The sequence below is a fragment of the Pseudomonas sp. P867 genome (genome assembly GCF_019891455.1).
Classification (GTDB): domain Bacteria; phylum Pseudomonadota; class Gammaproteobacteria; order Pseudomonadales; family Pseudomonadaceae; genus Aquipseudomonas; species Aquipseudomonas synxantha_A.
In genome coordinates this window covers 28,882-44,015 of sequence record NZ_JAFLXB010000002.1, presented here as the reverse complement: position 1 = coordinate 44,015, position 15,134 = coordinate 28,882, and the positions used below count along the sequence as shown (strand labels likewise).

Sequence of the window (15,134 nt, the reverse complement as noted above, 5' to 3'; positions counted from 1 at the left end):
CAGGTCGGGCCTCATCGGGAGCAAGCCCCCTCCCACATTTGATCGGGTTCACACAGTCAAAGGTGGGAGGGGGCTTGCCCCCGATGGCGGCCTTACAGGCAATACAAGGCTCGGGTGTTAGAACACCGAGGCGTAATCGCCCAGCTCAACCTGTACCGATTTGATGCGGGTGAAGTTGTTCAGCGAGCTGATCCCGTTCTCACGGCCCACACCGGATTGCTTGTAGCCACCGACCGGCATCTTGGCGTCGGACTCGCCCCAGGCGTTGATCCAGCAGATACCCGCTTCCAGTTGATGAATCACGCGGTGGGCGCGGTTCAGGTCCTTGGTCACCAGGCCGGCAGCCAGACCGAAGTCGGTGTCGTTGGCGCGACGGATCACTTCTTCTTCGGTCTCGTAGGTGAGGATGCTCATCACTGGGCCGAAGATTTCTTCACGCACGATGGTCATGTCATCGGTGCAGTCGGTGAACACGGTCGGAGCCACGAAGGCGCCTTTGGCGAAGTCGCCATCGGTCAGACGATCGCCGCCGCACAGCAGGCGGGCGCCTTCTTCCTTACCTTTGGCGATGTAGCCCAGCACGCTTTCCATGTGGGCGAAGCTGACCAGCGGGCCGAAGTTGGTGTTGTCGTCCTGCGGGTCGCCGACACGGATGCGCGCAACGCGCTCGACAATCTTGGCTTCAAACGCAGCTTGCAGATGCTTGGGCACGAACACACGAGTGCCGTTGGTGCAGACCTGGCCGGAGCTGTAGAAGTTGGCCATCATCGCGATGTCGGCGGCGCGATCCAGGTCGGCGTCTTCGAACACGATCAGTGGCGACTTGCCGCCCAGTTCCATGGTCACTTCCTTGAGCGACGAGCTCGAGGCGCTGGCCATGACTTTCTTGCCGGTGTCGGTGCCGCCGGTGAACGAGACTTTCTCGATGCGCGGGTGCTCGGTCAACCAGGTGCCGACTTCACGGCCGCTGCCGGTCAGTACGTTGAACACACCAGCCGGAACGCCGGCTTCGGTGTAGATCTCGGCCAGTTTCAGGGTGGTCAGCGAGGTGACTTCGCTTGGCTTGAAGATCATCGCGTTGCCTGCGGCCAGGGCCGGGGCGGATTTCCACAGGGCGATCTGGATCGGGTAGTTCCACGCGCCGATACCGGCGACTACACCCAGCGGCTCGCGGCGAGTGTAGACGAAGGAGGTGTCGCGCAGCGGGATCTGCTCGCCTTCGATGGCTGGCACCAGGCCTGCGTAGTATTCCAGCACGTCGGCGCCGGTGACGATGTCGACGTACTTGGTTTCGGAGAAGGCTTTACCGGTGTCCAGTGTTTCCAGGGCGGCCAGTTCATCGTTGCGCTCGCGCAGGATGTCGACAGCACGACGCAGGATGCGCGAACGCTCCATGGCGGTCATGGCAGCCCAGATTTTCTGGCCCTTTTCAGCGCTGACCACGGCACGCTCGACGTCTTCTTTCGTGGCGCGTTGCACTTGGGCGAGAACTTCACCGTTAGCCGGGTTGATGGCTTCGAAGGTGGCATCGCTGCCAGCGTCGCTGTAGCCGCCGTCAATGTAGAGTTTTTGCAGGTCGAAACGGGCCATAAAGTCCTCGCAAGTGCATAAGTGGTTGGCGTTACCCGCCGTACAGTGGGCCATGGAGTTGTGGCAACACTGAGCGGCGGACGTTCAGGGGTTGAGCGTTTATAAGTGCTCTAACTCACCTGCTTGGCCAATTGGAAATCCATGTATTCGTAAGCGATCCGTTGCGCTTGCTCCGTGTCGAAAGCGTCTCCCGACAGGGCGCCGCGCAACCACAAACCGTCGATCAAAGCCGCCAGGCCGCGGGCTGCGCTGCGTGCCTCGGGTAACGGCATCGCACGGCGGAACTGGCAACACAGGTTGGAATACAGACGGTGATCGTTGATCCGCTGCAACCTGTGCAATGACGGGTGGTGCATGCTGGTGGCCCAGAAGGCCAGCCAGGTTTTCATTGCCGGGCCATTGACCTGGCTGGCGTCGAAGTTGCCTTCGATGATCACCTGAAGGTGTGCCCGTGGGCTGTCTTCCTTCAAGGCACGCCTGCGTTCGTGGACGTTCTCGATCAACGCATTCATCAGGTAGCGCATGGTCGCTGCGATCAGGCCGTTCTTGTCCTGAAAGTAGTGACTGATGATGCCGTTCGAGACGCCGGCCAGCCGCGCAATCAGCGCAATGCTGGCATCTCCCATTCCGACCTGATCGATGGCCGTCAAAGTGGCTTCGATCAACTGCTGGCGGCGTATGGGTTGCATACCGACCTTGGGCATGTAGCACCTCTCCTTAGGCCTGCCGATGGGCGATCCACGTCCGTCGGCTTGAGGGCCAGTCTATTTTGTTTTGATTGAACGTTCAATCAACAAAGAATAAGATCTGCGACAAATGGTCGCTGCCTACAGATATTTCCTACCTGCGAGCTGCAACCTCTGACACCTGCAAAAACCCTTGAAACAGGCCACTTCAGAGCCTGATCACCGCTTCGGCGGGCTCAAGAATTTTCGGGGTGTCTTTATAACACCCGTCCGTCGACTGCCGAAAAATCGATGTCCCGGGATAACCGTTGCCTTGTGTTTCTCTCTCGCACTGCCTGGAGCATCTGCGCCATGAGTTCTGCCTCTCTTATAAAGACCCCGCCGGAAAAGGTCCGGGTCAACGGTTGGGTGTTCTACACCTCCACCGCGCTGATTCTGATATTGACCGCCATTCTGATCATCGCCCCGCAGGAGGCCGGGCGCCTGCTCGGCGTAGCCCAGGCGTGGCTGTCGAAAAGCTTCGGCTGGTACTACATGGTGGTTATCGCCGCCTACCTGGTGTTTGTGGTCGGTCTGGCGTTTTCGTCCTACGGGAAATTGAAACTGGGTAGTAAGGACGACACCCCGGACTTCAGCTACGGCGCCTGGGCCGGCATGTTGTTCTCGTCGGGCATCGGCATTTCGCTGTTGTATTTCGGTGCGTCCGAGCCGTTGGACCACTACTTCAACCCGCCCGAAGGCGCAGCGGCCAGCAATGGCGCGGCACGCCAGGCGCTGCAACTGACCTTTCTGCACTGGGGCCTGCACGGCTGGGCGATCTATGCCCTGGTCGGTTTGGCCGTGGCGTACTTTGCCTACCGCCATAACCAGCCGCTGGCCTTGCGTTCGGCGCTGTACCCATTGGTGGGCGAGCGTTGGGTGAAGGGCGCGGCCGGCCATGCGGTAGACGGTTTCGGCATGTTCGTCACCTTGCTGGGGCTGGTGACCAACCTGGGTATCGGCTCGATGCAGGTGTCGTCGGGGCTGGAAAACCTGTTCGGCATGGAGCACAGCAACACTAACTTGCTGATCGTGATCATCGTGATGAGCACCGTAGCGACCATCGCTGCTGTATCGGGCGTGGAGAACGGCATTCGCCGCCTGTCCAACCTCAACATCGTGCTGTTCAGCGGCTTGCTGATTTTTGTGCTGCTGTTCGGCCCGACCCTGCACCTGCTCAACGGCCTGGTGCAGAACACCGGCGATTACCTCAACGGCATCATTCTGAAAACCTTCGACCTGTATGTGTACGAAGGCGACGCCGACAAGACCGAGCGCTGGATGGGCCTGTGGACCCTGTTCTACTGGGCCTGGTGGATTTCCTGGGCGCCATTTGTGGGCATGTTCATCGCGCGTATTTCCCGTGGCCGTACCGTGCGTGAACTGGTGGCGGGCGTATTGCTTATCCCGCTGGGCTTTACCCTGGCGTGGCTGTCGATCTTCGGTAACTCGGCCCTGGACCTGGTGTTGAACCACGGGGCGGTGGAGTTGGGCAAGACGGCTCTGGAGCAGCCGTCCATGGCCATCTACCAACTGCTTGAGCATTACCCAGCATCGAAAATTGTTATCGGCGTATCGATCTTCGTGGGCTTTGTGTTGTTCCTGACCCCGGCGGATTCCGGCGCGGTGATGATGGCCAATCTGTCCTGCAAAGGCGGCAATGTGGACGAAGATGCGCCGCACTGGTTGCGGATCTTCTGGTCGGCGGTCATTACGCTGGTGACGATCGGTCTGTTGTTTGCCGGCAACTTCGAAGCCATGCAAACCATGGTAGTGCTGGCAGGGCTGCCGTTCTCGGTGGTGCTGATCTTCTTTATGTTCGGTTTGCACAAGGCGATGCGCCAGGACGTGGCCATCGAACAGGAGCAGGCGCAACTGGCTGAACGCGGGCGTCGTGGGTTCAGCGAGCGCTTGACGGCGCTGGACCTGCAACCGAGCCAGGCCACCGTGCAACGCTTTATGGACAAGCACGTAACGCCGGCGCTGGAAGAAGCGGCGGTTGCGCTGCGTGAGCAAGGTTTGGAAGTGCAGACACTGCTGGGCAAATCCAAGCGCTGCATTGGTGTGCGCATCGAGATGGAAGAGGGCAACCCGTTTGTCTACGAAGTGAGCCTGGATGCTTACTCGTCGGCGCCGGCTGACTTGCCTGAAGAAGAGCGCACCCGTTATTACCGTGCCGAGGTGTACCTGCACAACGGGCCTCAGGAATACGACCTGATGGGCTTCACCCAGGAACAGATCACCCGGGATGTGCTCGATCAGTTTGAAAGCCATCGGCAGCTCCTTGGCCGTGTCTATAGCTGATAGTTGAAGCCTGGTGGTGCTTTGAATGTGGGAGGGGGCAAGCCCCCTCCCACATTTTGCTTTGCAGTGTTTGCTAGCCCAGGTTCTTGCCTAAGAGGGCATGGTAGAGCTCACTGTCACCCAAGATCCCCACCACCTTGTTGTTGTCATGCAACACCAGCTTGTTCCCCGTCTGGTAGCGAATCTGCAACGCATCGCGCATACCGATGTTGGAGTCCACCAGCGTCGGCACCCGGCCCAGACCTTCCACCGCTTGCCCCGGCGCCCAATTCTGCAGGTTCATCGCCACGCCATTCTGGCGTGCGCCCTGGATGGTGTTGCCTTCGGCCAGGTCCAGCCACGAGTCACCACCCGGATCAAGGCACACCGAACCGTTCACGCGCTTGCAGTTGTCCAGCGTGCGCATCAGGCTGCGTCCGCACAGCACGTTCAGTGGGTTGGTGTGGGCGACGAAGGTGCGTACATAGTCGTCCGCCGGGTTCAGCACGATCTCTTCCGGCACGCTGTACTGGATGATCTTGCCGTCTTTCATTATCGCGATACGGCTGCCCAGTTTCAGCGCTTCATCCAGGTCGTGGCTGACGAACACGATGGTCTTGCTCAACTTGCGTTGCAGCTCCAGCAGCTCATCCTGCAAACCTTGGCGAATCAGCGGGTCGAGGGCCGAGAAGGGTTCGTCCATCAGCAGGATATCGGCGTCCATCGCCAGGGCGCGGGCCAGGCCGACGCGTTGCTGCATACCGCCGGACAGCTCGTCGGGCTTCTTGTTGCGCCATTGGCTCAGGCCCACCAGTTCAAGCTTTTCATCCACCAGCGTGCGCCGTTCCTTCTCCGGACGGCCCTGCATTTCCAGGCCGAAGCTGATGTTCTCGCGTACCGTCAGCCAAGGCATCAGGGCGAACTTCTGGAATACCATGGCGATGCGTTTGGTGCGCATCATTTTCAACTCGGCGGGGGTGCAGGAGGCGATGTCGATCTGGCGACCTTCATGCTCTACAAACAGTTGGCCACGGCTGACGGTGTTGAGGCCGTTGATGCAGCGCAGCAGGCTTGACTTGCCGGAGCCCGACAAGCCCATCAGCACACAGATCTCGCCTTTCTCGATATCCAGGCTGGCCTTTTCAACGCCGACAATCTGCCCGGTCTTCTTCAGAATTTCGTTACGGCTCATGCCCTGGTCCAGCAGCTTGAGCGCTTCGCGTGGGTCTTTGGAAAAGATCACGTCGACATTGTCGAATCGGATAATGCTCATGCATCACCCCCTACTTTAGCGTCGGGTTGTTTGCAGATACGGTCGAGCATGATGGCCAGCAAGACGATCGCCAGCCCCGCTTCAAAGCCCAAGGCGATGTCAGCGGTGTTCAGTGCGTTGACCACCGGCTTGCCGAGGCCGTCGGCACCCACCAGCGCGGCGATCACCACCATCGACAACGACAGCATGATGCATTGGGTAATGCCGGCGGCGATGCTCGGCATGGCGTGGGGCAACTCGATGCGCGAGAGCAACTGGCGGCGCGAGCAGCCAAAGGCTTTACCGGCGTCCATCAGCTCTTGCGGCACATCGCGGATACCCAGGTAGGTCAGGCGGATCGGCGCGGCAATCGCGAACACCACCGTGGAAATCAGCCCGGGCACCACACCCAGCCCGAAGAGGGTCAGGGTAGGGATGAGGTAGACGAAGGTCGGTACGGTCTGCATCAGATCGAGCACCGGCCGCATCATGGTGTAGAACATCGGCTTGTGCGCGGCAACAATACCCAGCGGCACGCCGATGACCACGCAGACCAGGGTGGCGAACAGCACCTGCGCGAGGGTTTCCATGGTTTCCTGCCAGTACCCCAGGTTGAGGATCAGCAGGAAGGAGGCAATGACAAACACCGTCAGGCCCCATTTGCGTTGAATAAAGTGAGCCAGCAGCGCAATCAGACCGATCAATGCCAGCGGATTGAACCAGGTCAGCGCAAACGTCACGCCGTGGATCATCGTTTCCAGTGTCGATGCGATTGCGTCGAAATAGTTGGCACCGTGTTGGGTCAACCAGTCGACGAAGGCAGCGATGTACTGGCCTAGAGGGATTTTCTGTTCAGTCAGCATGGTAGTGAATGTCCACATGCGAAGGGGAAAACATCCCGGGCCAGCGCACCGGCCCGGGGTCAGCGGGTGCTATTTGGCGAGGTAAGCTTTGACGGCATCGAGCCCTGGTTTGCCATCGACGGTGGTGACACCGGCGAGCCAGGTGTCGAGCACTTGCGGGTTCTTCTGCAGCCAGGCCTTGGCGGCGGCGTCGGCCTTCATCTTGTCGTCCAGGACGTTACCCATCAGGGTGCTTTCCATGTCCAGCGTGAACACCAGGTTTTTCAGCAACTGGCCGACGTTGCTGCATTCCTGGGTGTAGCCCTTGCGGGTGTTGGTGTAGATGGTGGCCTGGCCATAGTTGGGGCCGAACGAATCGTCGCCGCCGGTCAGGTACTTCATCTTGAAGCGGGTGTTCATCGGGTGCGGTTCCCAGCCGAGGAACACAATGGCCTGGTTGCGCTTGGAGGCGCGTTCAACCTGGGAGAGCATCCCGGCTTCGCTGGACTCGACCACCTTGAAACCGGCGGTCTTGAGGCCGAAGGCGTCTTTGTCGATCAGTGTCTGGATAGTGCGGTTGCCGTCGTTGCCCGGCTCGATGCCGTAGATCTTGCCGCCCAGCTCATCCTTGAATTTGGCGATATCGGCGAAGTCTTTCAGGCCCTTGTCGTACAGCGCCTGTGGGACTGCCAGGGTGTACTTGGCGTTCTCCAGGTTGGCGCGCACGGTTTCCACGGTGCCGGCATCACGGTACTGCTTGATGTCGTTTTCCATGGTCGGCATCCAGTTGCCGAGGAAGATGTCCATGTTCTTGCCGTCGGCCAGGGACTTGTAGGTCACCGGTACCGAAATCATCGTGGTGCGCGGTTTGTAGCCCAGGCCCTTGAGGATTTCGCTGGTGGTCGCGGTGGTGACGGTGATGTCGGTCCAGCCGACATCGGAGAAGTTGACGGTCTTGCACTGTTCCGGTTCTGCGGCGTGTGCCATGACGGGCAGACTCAGCATGGCGGCCAACAACAACGAGGGTGAACCTTTCATCGGGGTAGACTCCTGTGTCTTTTCTGGCGGCATTCGCCGCGCTTTATAAGTGTTGCGGTTGGAGCGTGCGAGAACAGCTCTGGCGCGGTGCCTTGCAAACGAGTCGAGACTGATCATGTACTAGTGAAAATCTGACGCCTACAGGGGGCGTCGTATCCAGTACAGGGAGGGTCGCATCCAGTACCGATGACGTCGCTTACAGCTTTTTCCCAAGGTAAAACTGCTGTTTTTACCCATCTGCACCGCAAAAAACGGCCAAAACAGGCGTTCGCACGCGAGCGACGCTGGTGAGCATGGATGCGTCGGTGTGAGACGCCGTGGCGAGCAACAAAAGCTTGATGATGCCGCCATCTGGGCGATCTGAGCGTAGCACCTCGTTCAAGCCCGGCCCGCGCTTATCGAGGAGTTACACGTTAATGGCTATCAGCGTTTTCGACCTGTTCAAGATCGGCATCGGGCCTTCGAGTTCTCACACCGTGGGCCCCATGCGCGCCGCGGCGTTGTTCGTGCAGGCGTTGCGTGAGCGTGAACTGTTGGAACGGGTTCGGCGTGTCGAAGTGCAACTGTACGGCTCGTTGTCTGCCACTGGCATCGGCCATGGCAGTGACACCGCAACCATCATGGGCCTGATGGGCGAGTGGCCGGACGCAATCGACCCCTCGCAAATCGGCGTACGCATTCAAACCTTGCGTGAAACCGACACCCTGTTGCTGGACAGCCGCTTGCCGGTGCCATTTGTGTGGGCGCGGGACATGCGCTTGCTCGACGAGAACCTGCCGTTCCACCCCAACGCCATGACCCTGGTGGTATGGGGTGATGACGGCGAACTGCATCGCGATACCTACTATTCGGTCGGCGGCGGCTTTGTGGTGGATGAGGCCCAGGCCCAAAGCGGCGTGGCCGATATGGACCGCACCGAATTGCCTTACGATTTTTCCAGTGCGGTGGAGCTGTTGCAGCTGTGCAAGACCCACAACCTGCGCGTCGCCGAACTGATGCTGGCGAACGAAAAGACTTGGCGCTCCGAAGAAGAAATCCGCAGCGGCCTGATGAAACTCTGGCGCGCCATGCAGGATTGCGTGGAGCAGGGCCTCAAGCACGAAGGCATCCTGCCCGGCGGCCTCAATGTGCGCCGTCGCGCCGCCAAGTTGCATCGCAGTTTGCAAGAGCTGGGCAAACCCAATGTGATCGGCTCGACCTTGAGCGCCATGGAGTGGGTCAACCTGTTCGCCCTTGCGGTCAACGAAGAAAACGCCGCCGGTGGGCGCATGGTGACGGCGCCCACCAATGGCGCGGCGGGGATCATCCCGGCAGTGCTGCACTACTTCATGAAGTTCAGTGAGGAGGTCACCGAAGCCAACGTGGTCGACTATATGCTCGGCGCGGCGGCGGTAGGTATCTTGTGCAAGAAGAACGCTTCGATCTCCGGTGCTGAAGTCGGCTGTCAGGGTGAAGTAGGCTCGGCTTGCGCGATGGCCGCAGCTGGCTTGGCGGAGATTCTAGGTGCCACGCCGGAGCAGGTGTGCAACGCCGCTGAAATCGGCCTGGAACATAACCTCGGCCTGACCTGCGACCCGGTCGGCGGCCTGGTACAGGTGCCGTGTATCGAGCGCAATGCGATTGCGGCGGTGAAGGCCATCAACGCGGCGCAAATGGCCCTGCGCGGCGACGGCCAGCACTTTATCTCCCTGGACCGGGTGATCCGCACCATGCGTGATACCGGGGCCGATATGCATGACAAGTACAAAGAGACATCACGCGGTGGGTTGGCGGTGAGTGCGGTTGAGTGCTGAGACCCAGTCGCCTGCATCGGGGCTTGCCCCCTCCCACACTTGATTTGTGAACACCTTCAAAATGTGGGAGGGGGCTTGCCCCCGATAGCAATAGTGCAGACACAATTGCTCATAAAGTGAACACCAGATCAAAAAACGCCACCTTTTAGCGCGTCGCAAACAGATAAGTAGCTACCAAACGATTTCCCTCTCGTCACCTGCGCATTGTGCTTTGGGTGACAGACATGTCCTACGCCCGCAAAGTGCCTTCCCACAAGTGCTACCGATTTGCTCACACGCTTTGAGTAGCACCCTTCTCACGTCATATCCCGCACCCCACGCGCGGGCTTATATAGACGCATCAACAGGTCGTTTTCAGGAGTTATTGAATAGCCATTCAATTTTCGGCATGGCATTTGCTCTGTCAATTCAAAGCCTCTCTCCCCTCGCAGGGGATGAGCGCAATAACAAGAGCCTCGCCTGAGGCCATCACCCGCTTTGTGTGAGGAGATACCGCGATGACGTCGTTCAACTCCGGGGCCCAACCCCAGAACCGTGCGCCTCAATCCATCGGCTTTTTGCTGCTGGACAATTTCACGCTGATTTCACTGGCGTCGGCCGTGGAACCCCTGCGCATGGCCAACCAGTTGTCCGGCCGCGAGCTGTACCGCTGGACAACCCTGAGCGTGGACGGCAACCAGGTATGGGCCAGCGACGGCCTGCAAATCACCCCGGACGCCTCCATGCACAAAGCGCCGGCGTTGGACACGGTCATCGTCTGCGGCGGTGTGGGTATCCAGCGCACGGTCACCCGTGAGCATGTGTCGTGGCTGCAAAGCCAGGCGCGCCAATCCCGACGCCTGGGTGCCGTGTGTACCGGCAGTTGGGCGCTGGCTTGCGCGGGTTTGCTCGACGGTTTTGATTGCAGCGTGCATTGGGAATGCCTGGCGTCGATGCAGGAAGCCTTCCCGCGCGTCGCGATGAGCACGCGTCTGTTCACGCTCGACCGCAACCGCTTCACCAGCTCCGGCGGCACTGCGCCGTTGGACATGATGCTGCACCTGATCAGCCGCGACCACGGCCGTGAATTGTCGGCTGCCATCTCCGAGATGTTCGTCTACGAACGCATCCGCAACGAACAGGATCACCAGCGCGTGCCGCTCAAGCACATGCTCGGCACCAACCAGCCGAAGCTGCAGGAAATCGTCGCGCTCATGGAAGCCAACCTGGAAGAGCCGATCGACCTGGATGAACTGGCGGTGTATGTCGCCGTGTCGCGCCGCCAGTTGGAGCGGCTGTTCCAGAAATACCTGCACTGCTCGCCGTCGCGTTATTACCTCAAGCTGCGCCTGATCCGTGCGCGGCAGTTGCTCAAGCAAACACCGATGTCGATCATCGAAGTGGCGTCGGTGTGCGGGTTCGTGTCCACGCCGCACTTCTCCAAGTGCTACCGCGAATACTTCGGCATACCGCCACGCGATGAACGTGTCGGCTCCAACACTACCCAGCAAGTGGCGATGATGCCGATTCCGCAGGCACTGGTGTTGTCACCGTTGTCGGGGCCGATGTCGGCGTTGAGCCAGGCCAGGAACGAGTCGACGTTTGCCAGTGTAAGGCTCTAAACCGAGTCGTCTGCATCGCAGGCAAGCCAGCTCCCACCTTGGAATGCGTTCTCCTGTGGGAGCTGGCTTGCCTGCGATAGCTGTATTTTCAGGCGCCGGAGTTCTGTTTGAATTGCATCAGCGCCGGCAACAACTGCTTGTCGATCGCCTGGCGTACCGCCGGCAAAATCGTCGCACTGCCGCTGTACATCTTTTCAACCATGCCCTTGAGCGCCTTGGCCCGCGCCTCGCTCAAACCGCGCACCGCACATTCACACGCCTGCTCGGCGGTGGTACCGCTGGATACTTCAAAACCCAGCGAGCGCAGTTGGCTCAGCAGGTCATCCTGGTCAATCAAATCCGCGTGCATCATGACGTTTATCCTGGTGTAGGGAACAGGGATTGACCTGGATTCTGGTTGGCCCCCGCTGGGTGGGCAAGAGCAGAATCGAGCAATGGCTTGGATGGCTATGAACAGGTCGTTTTCGGGTCACTTGGCAATACGGTTAATAGGCACACTGATCCCAGGCACGCAGCTTGACGGTTTGGTCACCCTCCAGATGCACAGCTCACACAAGGCCCCTCTGCCCCGATCCAGTCACGGCTGGCTCGGGGCTTTTTTTGCCGGTAAACCGATGACACGGCCAAGCAGGGCGGGCCTTGGCAGCTCGGCCTGTGCAGCGTTGATCGCGTCGAGCCGTTGCAGCGTGGCCTCGGTGAACGGCGTAGCTTGCGGCCCGGCCAGATCGACGTGCAGCAGCATCTGTTCATTGCCGGCCAGTTCCTTGTCATCGCCCACCCGGTGCAGGCTGTGATACAGGTGCAGGCGCTTGGCGTCATGGGCGATCAGTTGGGTGTGCACTTCAACCTCGGCGCCCAGTTTCACTTCGTGCAGGTAGTTCAGATGCAGCTCCAGGGTGAACAATGAGTGGCCGCTGGCTTCACGGTTGTCGCTGTCCAGGCCCAGGGTGTCCATCAGCGCGTCGGTGGCGTAGCTGAAGATCAGCAGGTAGAACGCGTCGCGCAGGTGGCCGTTGTAGTCCACCCAGTCGGGAAGGACTCGGGTGGTATAGGTGGTCAATGCGGGCATTATCGGTTCCCTTTATTCGGCGAAGGTCATGCCGTGCCGGGCCTTGGTGGTTTTCACCGCCTCAAGCACTGCCAACAGGCAATCATCACGATAGCGCTCCAGCGCCGAAATGCTGTGTTGGCCCAACTGATCGCTAGTGCCATCGACGACGTCGTCAATCAGCTTGTCGGTCAGTTCCGGTGCTGGCAGGTAGGTCCATGGCAACTGCAACGCCGGGCCGAATTGCGCCATGAAGTGCCGCATACCGGCATCACCGCCTGCCAGGGTGTAGGTGAGGAAGGTACCCATGAACGACCAGCGCAAGCCGGCGCCAAAGCGAATCGCGTCATCGATTTCGCCGGTGGTGGCCACGCCGTCATTGACCAGGTGCAGCGCCTCGCGCCACAACGCTTCGAGCAGCCGGTCGGCAATAAAACCGGGCACTTCCTTGCGCACATGCAGCGGGCGCATACCGAGGGATTCATACACCTTGATGGCCGCCTGGATCGCTTCTGGCGCAGTGCGCTTGCCGCCCACTACCTCCACCAAGGGCAGCAGGTAAACCGGGTTGAACGGGTGGCCGACCACGCAGCGTTCCGGATGGGTCGAACCTTCATAGAATTCGCTTGGCAACAGCCCGGACGTGCTCGAACCGATCAACGCATTCGGCTTGGCCGCCGCGCTGATCTGGCTGTGTAACTGCAGCTTGAGCTCCAGGCGTTCCGGGGCGCTTTCCTGAATGAAGTCGGCGTCCTTGACGCACTCCTCGATGGTGCTGACAAAGCGCAGCCGATGCTGGGAGGCACCCGCTGCCAGGCCTTGTTTTTCCAGCGCACCCCAAGCATTGGCGACGCGTTTGCGCAAGGCTGCTTCGGCACCGGGGGCAGGGTCCCAGGCGACCACATCCAGGCCGTGGGCGAGGGCACGGGATACCCAACCGCTGCCGATAACACCGCTGCCCAAGGCAGCGAAGGTTTTGATGTCAGTGATAAAGCTCATTGGCACATTCCTAAAGAGTTCGGGGATCCCCTCCCACATGTTTAACCGCGTTTGGTCAGGCCCATCTTGATTCGGCCCTCGGCCGGGGTCATGACCCGCGCACCCAGCCGGCTGAGGATTTCACGGGCGCGTTCCACCAACTGGCCGTTGGTGGCGAGCACGCCTTTGTCCAGCCACAGGTTGTCTTCCAGGCCCACCCGTACATTGCCGCCCAGCAGCACCGCTTGCGCGGCCATCGGCATTTGCATGCGACCAATCCCGAACCCTGCCCACACCGCGTCGGCGGGCAGGTTGTCGACCATGGCTTTCATGGTGGTGGTGTCGGCCGGCGCGCCCCAGGGAATGCCCAGGCACAGTTGGAACAGCGGGTTATCGAGCAGCCCTTCCTTGATCATCTGCTTGGCGAACCACAGGTGGCCGGTGTCGAAAATTTCCAGCTCGGCCTTTACGCCCAGGGCCTGGATACGCTTGGCGCCGGCCCGCAGTTGCGCCGGGGTGGATACGTAAATGGTGTCGCCGTCGCCGAAGTTGAGGGTGCCGCAGTCCAGGGTGCAGATCTCCGGCAGCAGCTCCTCCACATGCGCCAGGCGGGTCAGTGGGCCGACCAAGTCAGTGTTGGGGCCGAAGTCCATCGGGTTCTCGCCGCCACCGATTTCCAGGTCGCCGCCCATACCGGCGGTGAGGTTGACGATGATGTCGATGTCGGCCTCGCGGATGCGTTCCATCACTTCACGGTACAGGGCTACATCGCGGCTGAATTTGCCGGTGTGCGGGTCGCGCACATGGCAGTGCACCACGGTGGCGCCGGCCTTGGCGGCTTCTACTGCGGCGGCGGCAATTTGTTTGGGGGTGACCGGCACGTGCGGGCTTCTGGCGGTCGTGTCGCCAGCACCGGTGAGTGCGCAGGTGATGATGACGTCGTGGTTCATGAGGCGGTTCCTTACAGGCGTGGTGGTGCCGTTCGCGGTCGCAAGTGGCCGCGAAACGGTGATTCGGAGAAGGTTATTTGCTGGTGAGTTTCAGGTTGGCGGCCGCGGGTTTGCCATCGAACGTGGTCACGCCCTCCAGCCAGCGCTGCTGGTCTTGAGGGTGATCCTTGAGCCACTGCCTGGCGGATTCCAGGGCATCCTTGTGATCGAGCAGCGGCTGCATCATGCGGCTCTCGTCGGCGGCGGTGAACGTCAGGTTGGTCAGCAGCGTGTGCACGTTGGGGCACTGCTCGGCGTAGGTTGGCGACGTGACGGTCCATACGCTGGCCCGGCCTTCGTTCGGCCCCAGGGCGTCTTCGCTGCCGGTGAGGTAGGTCATCGCCACATTCACGTTCATCGGGTGCGGCGCCCAACCAAAGAACACCACGGCTTCCTTGCGGCGCACGGCGCGGTCCACGGCGGCCAACATGCCGGCTTCGCTGGACTCCACCAGTTGGAACTTGCCCAGGCCAAACTGGTTCTTGGCAATCATCGCCTTGATCTGGGTATTGGCACCCGAGCCAGGCTCGATGCCGTAGATCTTGCCGCCCAGCTCTTTCTGGAACCTGGCGATGTCAGCGAAGGTCTTCAGGCCCTTGTCCGCCAGATAAGTCGGCACCGCCAGGGTGGCGCGCGCGTCTTCCAGGCTGGGTTTATCCAGGACCTTGACCTGCCCGGCCTCGACAAACGGCGTGATGGTCTGGGTCATCAGCGGGTTCCAGTAGCCCAGGAACAGGTCCAGGCGTTGGTCGCGGATACCGGCGAAGATGATTTGCTGGGAGGCGCTGGTTTGTTTGGTCTTGTAGCCGAGGCCGTCGAGCAGCACTTGAGTCATGGCGCTGGTGGCGATCACGTCGGTCCAGTTCACCACGCCCATGCGTACGTTCTGGCATGAAGCGGCATCCGCTGCCATGGCGTTAGTGCTCAAAACGGCGCTGGCGCTGAGTGCAAGTACGCAACGGCGGATCAGTCGGTTCATGGTGGGTCCCTCGGCA

At 60.5% G+C, this 15,134-nt stretch carries 13 protein-coding genes; 3 read left to right on the top strand and 10 right to left on the bottom strand.

Features of this window, described 5'->3' with window-relative positions:
• Positions 1 to 117 precede the first annotated feature (117 nt).
• Together betB and betI are read right to left on the bottom strand one after the other, a co-directional pair.
• Entirely contained in the window at positions 118 to 1,590 is a 1,473-nt protein-coding gene (gene betB, locus J1G33_RS03670; RefSeq protein WP_032879038.1) for a betaine-aldehyde dehydrogenase, read from the bottom strand.
• 110 nt (positions 1,591 to 1,700) lie between these two features.
• Positions 1,701 to 2,294 (bottom strand): transcriptional regulator BetI, encoded by a 594-nt coding sequence (gene betI / locus J1G33_RS03665; RefSeq protein WP_032879040.1) that lies wholly within the window; start codon positions 2,292 to 2,294, stop codon positions 1,701 to 1,703.
• A gap of 390 nt (positions 2,295 to 2,684) precedes the next feature.
• On the opposite strand from betI, the gene J1G33_RS03660 reads away from it, so the two are divergent.
• The gene (locus J1G33_RS03660; protein WP_228309931.1) at positions 2,685 to 4,619 is read left to right on the top strand and encodes a BCCT family transporter; all 1,935 of its coding nucleotides are present in this window, start codon (positions 2,685 to 2,687) and stop codon (positions 4,617 to 4,619) included.
• 73 nt (positions 4,620 to 4,692) lie between these two features.
• On the opposite strand, the gene choV is transcribed toward J1G33_RS03660, so the two are convergent.
• From choV to J1G33_RS03645, 3 genes are all read right to left on the bottom strand, one after another.
• A complete protein-coding gene (choV, locus tag J1G33_RS03655) occupies positions 4,693 to 5,871 on the bottom strand; it encodes a choline ABC transporter ATP-binding protein (RefSeq protein WP_005792170.1) in 1,179 nt (392 codons plus the stop codon).
• On the bottom strand, positions 5,868 to 6,713 hold the full coding sequence (choW, locus tag J1G33_RS03650) for a choline ABC transporter permease subunit (protein WP_003194913.1): 846 nt from the start codon (positions 6,711 to 6,713) through the stop codon (positions 5,868 to 5,870). Before choW ends, choV begins: the two co-directional genes overlap by 4 nt.
• Before the next feature lie 69 nt (positions 6,714 to 6,782).
• On the bottom strand, positions 6,783 to 7,730 hold the full coding sequence (locus J1G33_RS03645) for a choline ABC transporter substrate-binding protein (protein ID WP_032879044.1): 948 nt from the start codon (positions 7,728 to 7,730) through the stop codon (positions 6,783 to 6,785).
• Between the two features lie 416 nt (positions 7,731 to 8,146).
• Here J1G33_RS03645 and J1G33_RS03640 point away from each other — a divergent pair, with 416 nt between their 5' ends.
• Positions 8,147 to 9,523, top strand: a complete 1,377-nt coding sequence (locus J1G33_RS03640) for an L-serine ammonia-lyase (RefSeq protein WP_032879045.1) — start codon at positions 8,147 to 8,149, stop codon at positions 9,521 to 9,523.
• Between the two features lie 497 nt (positions 9,524 to 10,020).
• Positions 10,021 to 11,124: a GlxA family transcriptional regulator gene (locus J1G33_RS03635; protein WP_005792167.1), complete on the top strand. Its 1,104-nt coding sequence runs from the start codon at positions 10,021 to 10,023 to the stop codon at positions 11,122 to 11,124.
• A gap of 88 nt (positions 11,125 to 11,212) precedes the next feature.
• Here the strand turns inward: J1G33_RS03635 and J1G33_RS03630 are convergent, their stop codons facing one another.
• The 5 genes from J1G33_RS03630 to J1G33_RS03610 form a co-directional block, all read right to left on the bottom strand.
• Positions 11,213 to 11,476 (bottom strand): hypothetical protein, encoded by a 264-nt coding sequence (locus J1G33_RS03630; RefSeq protein ID WP_032879047.1) that lies wholly within the window; start codon positions 11,474 to 11,476, stop codon positions 11,213 to 11,215.
• Between the two features lie 225 nt (positions 11,477 to 11,701).
• Entirely contained in the window at positions 11,702 to 12,193 is a 492-nt protein-coding gene (locus J1G33_RS03625; RefSeq protein WP_223017705.1) for a thioesterase family protein, read from the bottom strand.
• Between the two features lie 12 nt (positions 12,194 to 12,205).
• Positions 12,206 to 13,171 (bottom strand): L-carnitine dehydrogenase, encoded by a 966-nt coding sequence (locus tag J1G33_RS03620; RefSeq protein WP_078822524.1) that lies wholly within the window; start codon positions 13,169 to 13,171, stop codon positions 12,206 to 12,208.
• Positions 13,172 to 13,212: 41 nt separating this feature from the next.
• Positions 13,213 to 14,100, bottom strand: coding sequence for a 3-keto-5-aminohexanoate cleavage protein (locus tag J1G33_RS03615; protein WP_078822523.1), 888 nt, complete (start codon positions 14,098 to 14,100; stop codon positions 13,213 to 13,215).
• A gap of 73 nt (positions 14,101 to 14,173) precedes the next feature.
• Positions 14,174 to 15,118, bottom strand: a complete 945-nt coding sequence (locus tag J1G33_RS03610; RefSeq protein WP_032879054.1) for a choline ABC transporter substrate-binding protein — start codon at positions 15,116 to 15,118, stop codon at positions 14,174 to 14,176.
• Positions 15,119 to 15,134 lie beyond the last annotated feature (16 nt).

Coding starts and splice junctions, on each gene's coding strand:
- betB (WP_032879038.1), bottom strand. CDS start 1,590: ATGGCCCGTTTCGACCTGCAAAAACTCTACATTGACGGCGGCTACAGC.
- betI (WP_032879040.1), bottom strand. CDS start 2,294: ATGCCCAAGGTCGGTATGCAACCCATACGCCGCCAGCAGTTGATCGAA.
- choV (WP_005792170.1), bottom strand. CDS start 5,871: ATGAGCATTATCCGATTCGACAATGTCGACGTGATCTTTTCCAAAGAC.
- choW (WP_003194913.1), bottom strand. CDS start 6,713: ATGCTGACTGAACAGAAAATCCCTCTAGGCCAGTACATCGCTGCCTTC.
- J1G33_RS03645 (WP_032879044.1), bottom strand. CDS start 7,730: ATGAAAGGTTCACCCTCGTTGTTGTTGGCCGCCATGCTGAGTCTGCCC.
- J1G33_RS03640 (WP_032879045.1), top strand. CDS start 8,147: ATGGCTATCAGCGTTTTCGACCTGTTCAAGATCGGCATCGGGCCTTCG.
- J1G33_RS03635 (WP_005792167.1), top strand. CDS start 10,021: ATGACGTCGTTCAACTCCGGGGCCCAACCCCAGAACCGTGCGCCTCAA.
- J1G33_RS03630 (WP_032879047.1), bottom strand. CDS start 11,476: ATGATGCACGCGGATTTGATTGACCAGGATGACCTGCTGAGCCAACTG.
- J1G33_RS03625 (WP_223017705.1), bottom strand. CDS start 12,193: ATGCCCGCATTGACCACCTATACCACCCGAGTCCTTCCCGACTGGGTG.
- J1G33_RS03620 (WP_078822524.1), bottom strand. CDS start 13,171: ATGAGCTTTATCACTGACATCAAAACCTTCGCTGCCTTGGGCAGCGGT.
- J1G33_RS03615 (WP_078822523.1), bottom strand. CDS start 14,100: ATGAACCACGACGTCATCATCACCTGCGCACTCACCGGTGCTGGCGAC.
- J1G33_RS03610 (WP_032879054.1), bottom strand. CDS start 15,118: ATGAACCGACTGATCCGCCGTTGCGTACTTGCACTCAGCGCCAGCGCC.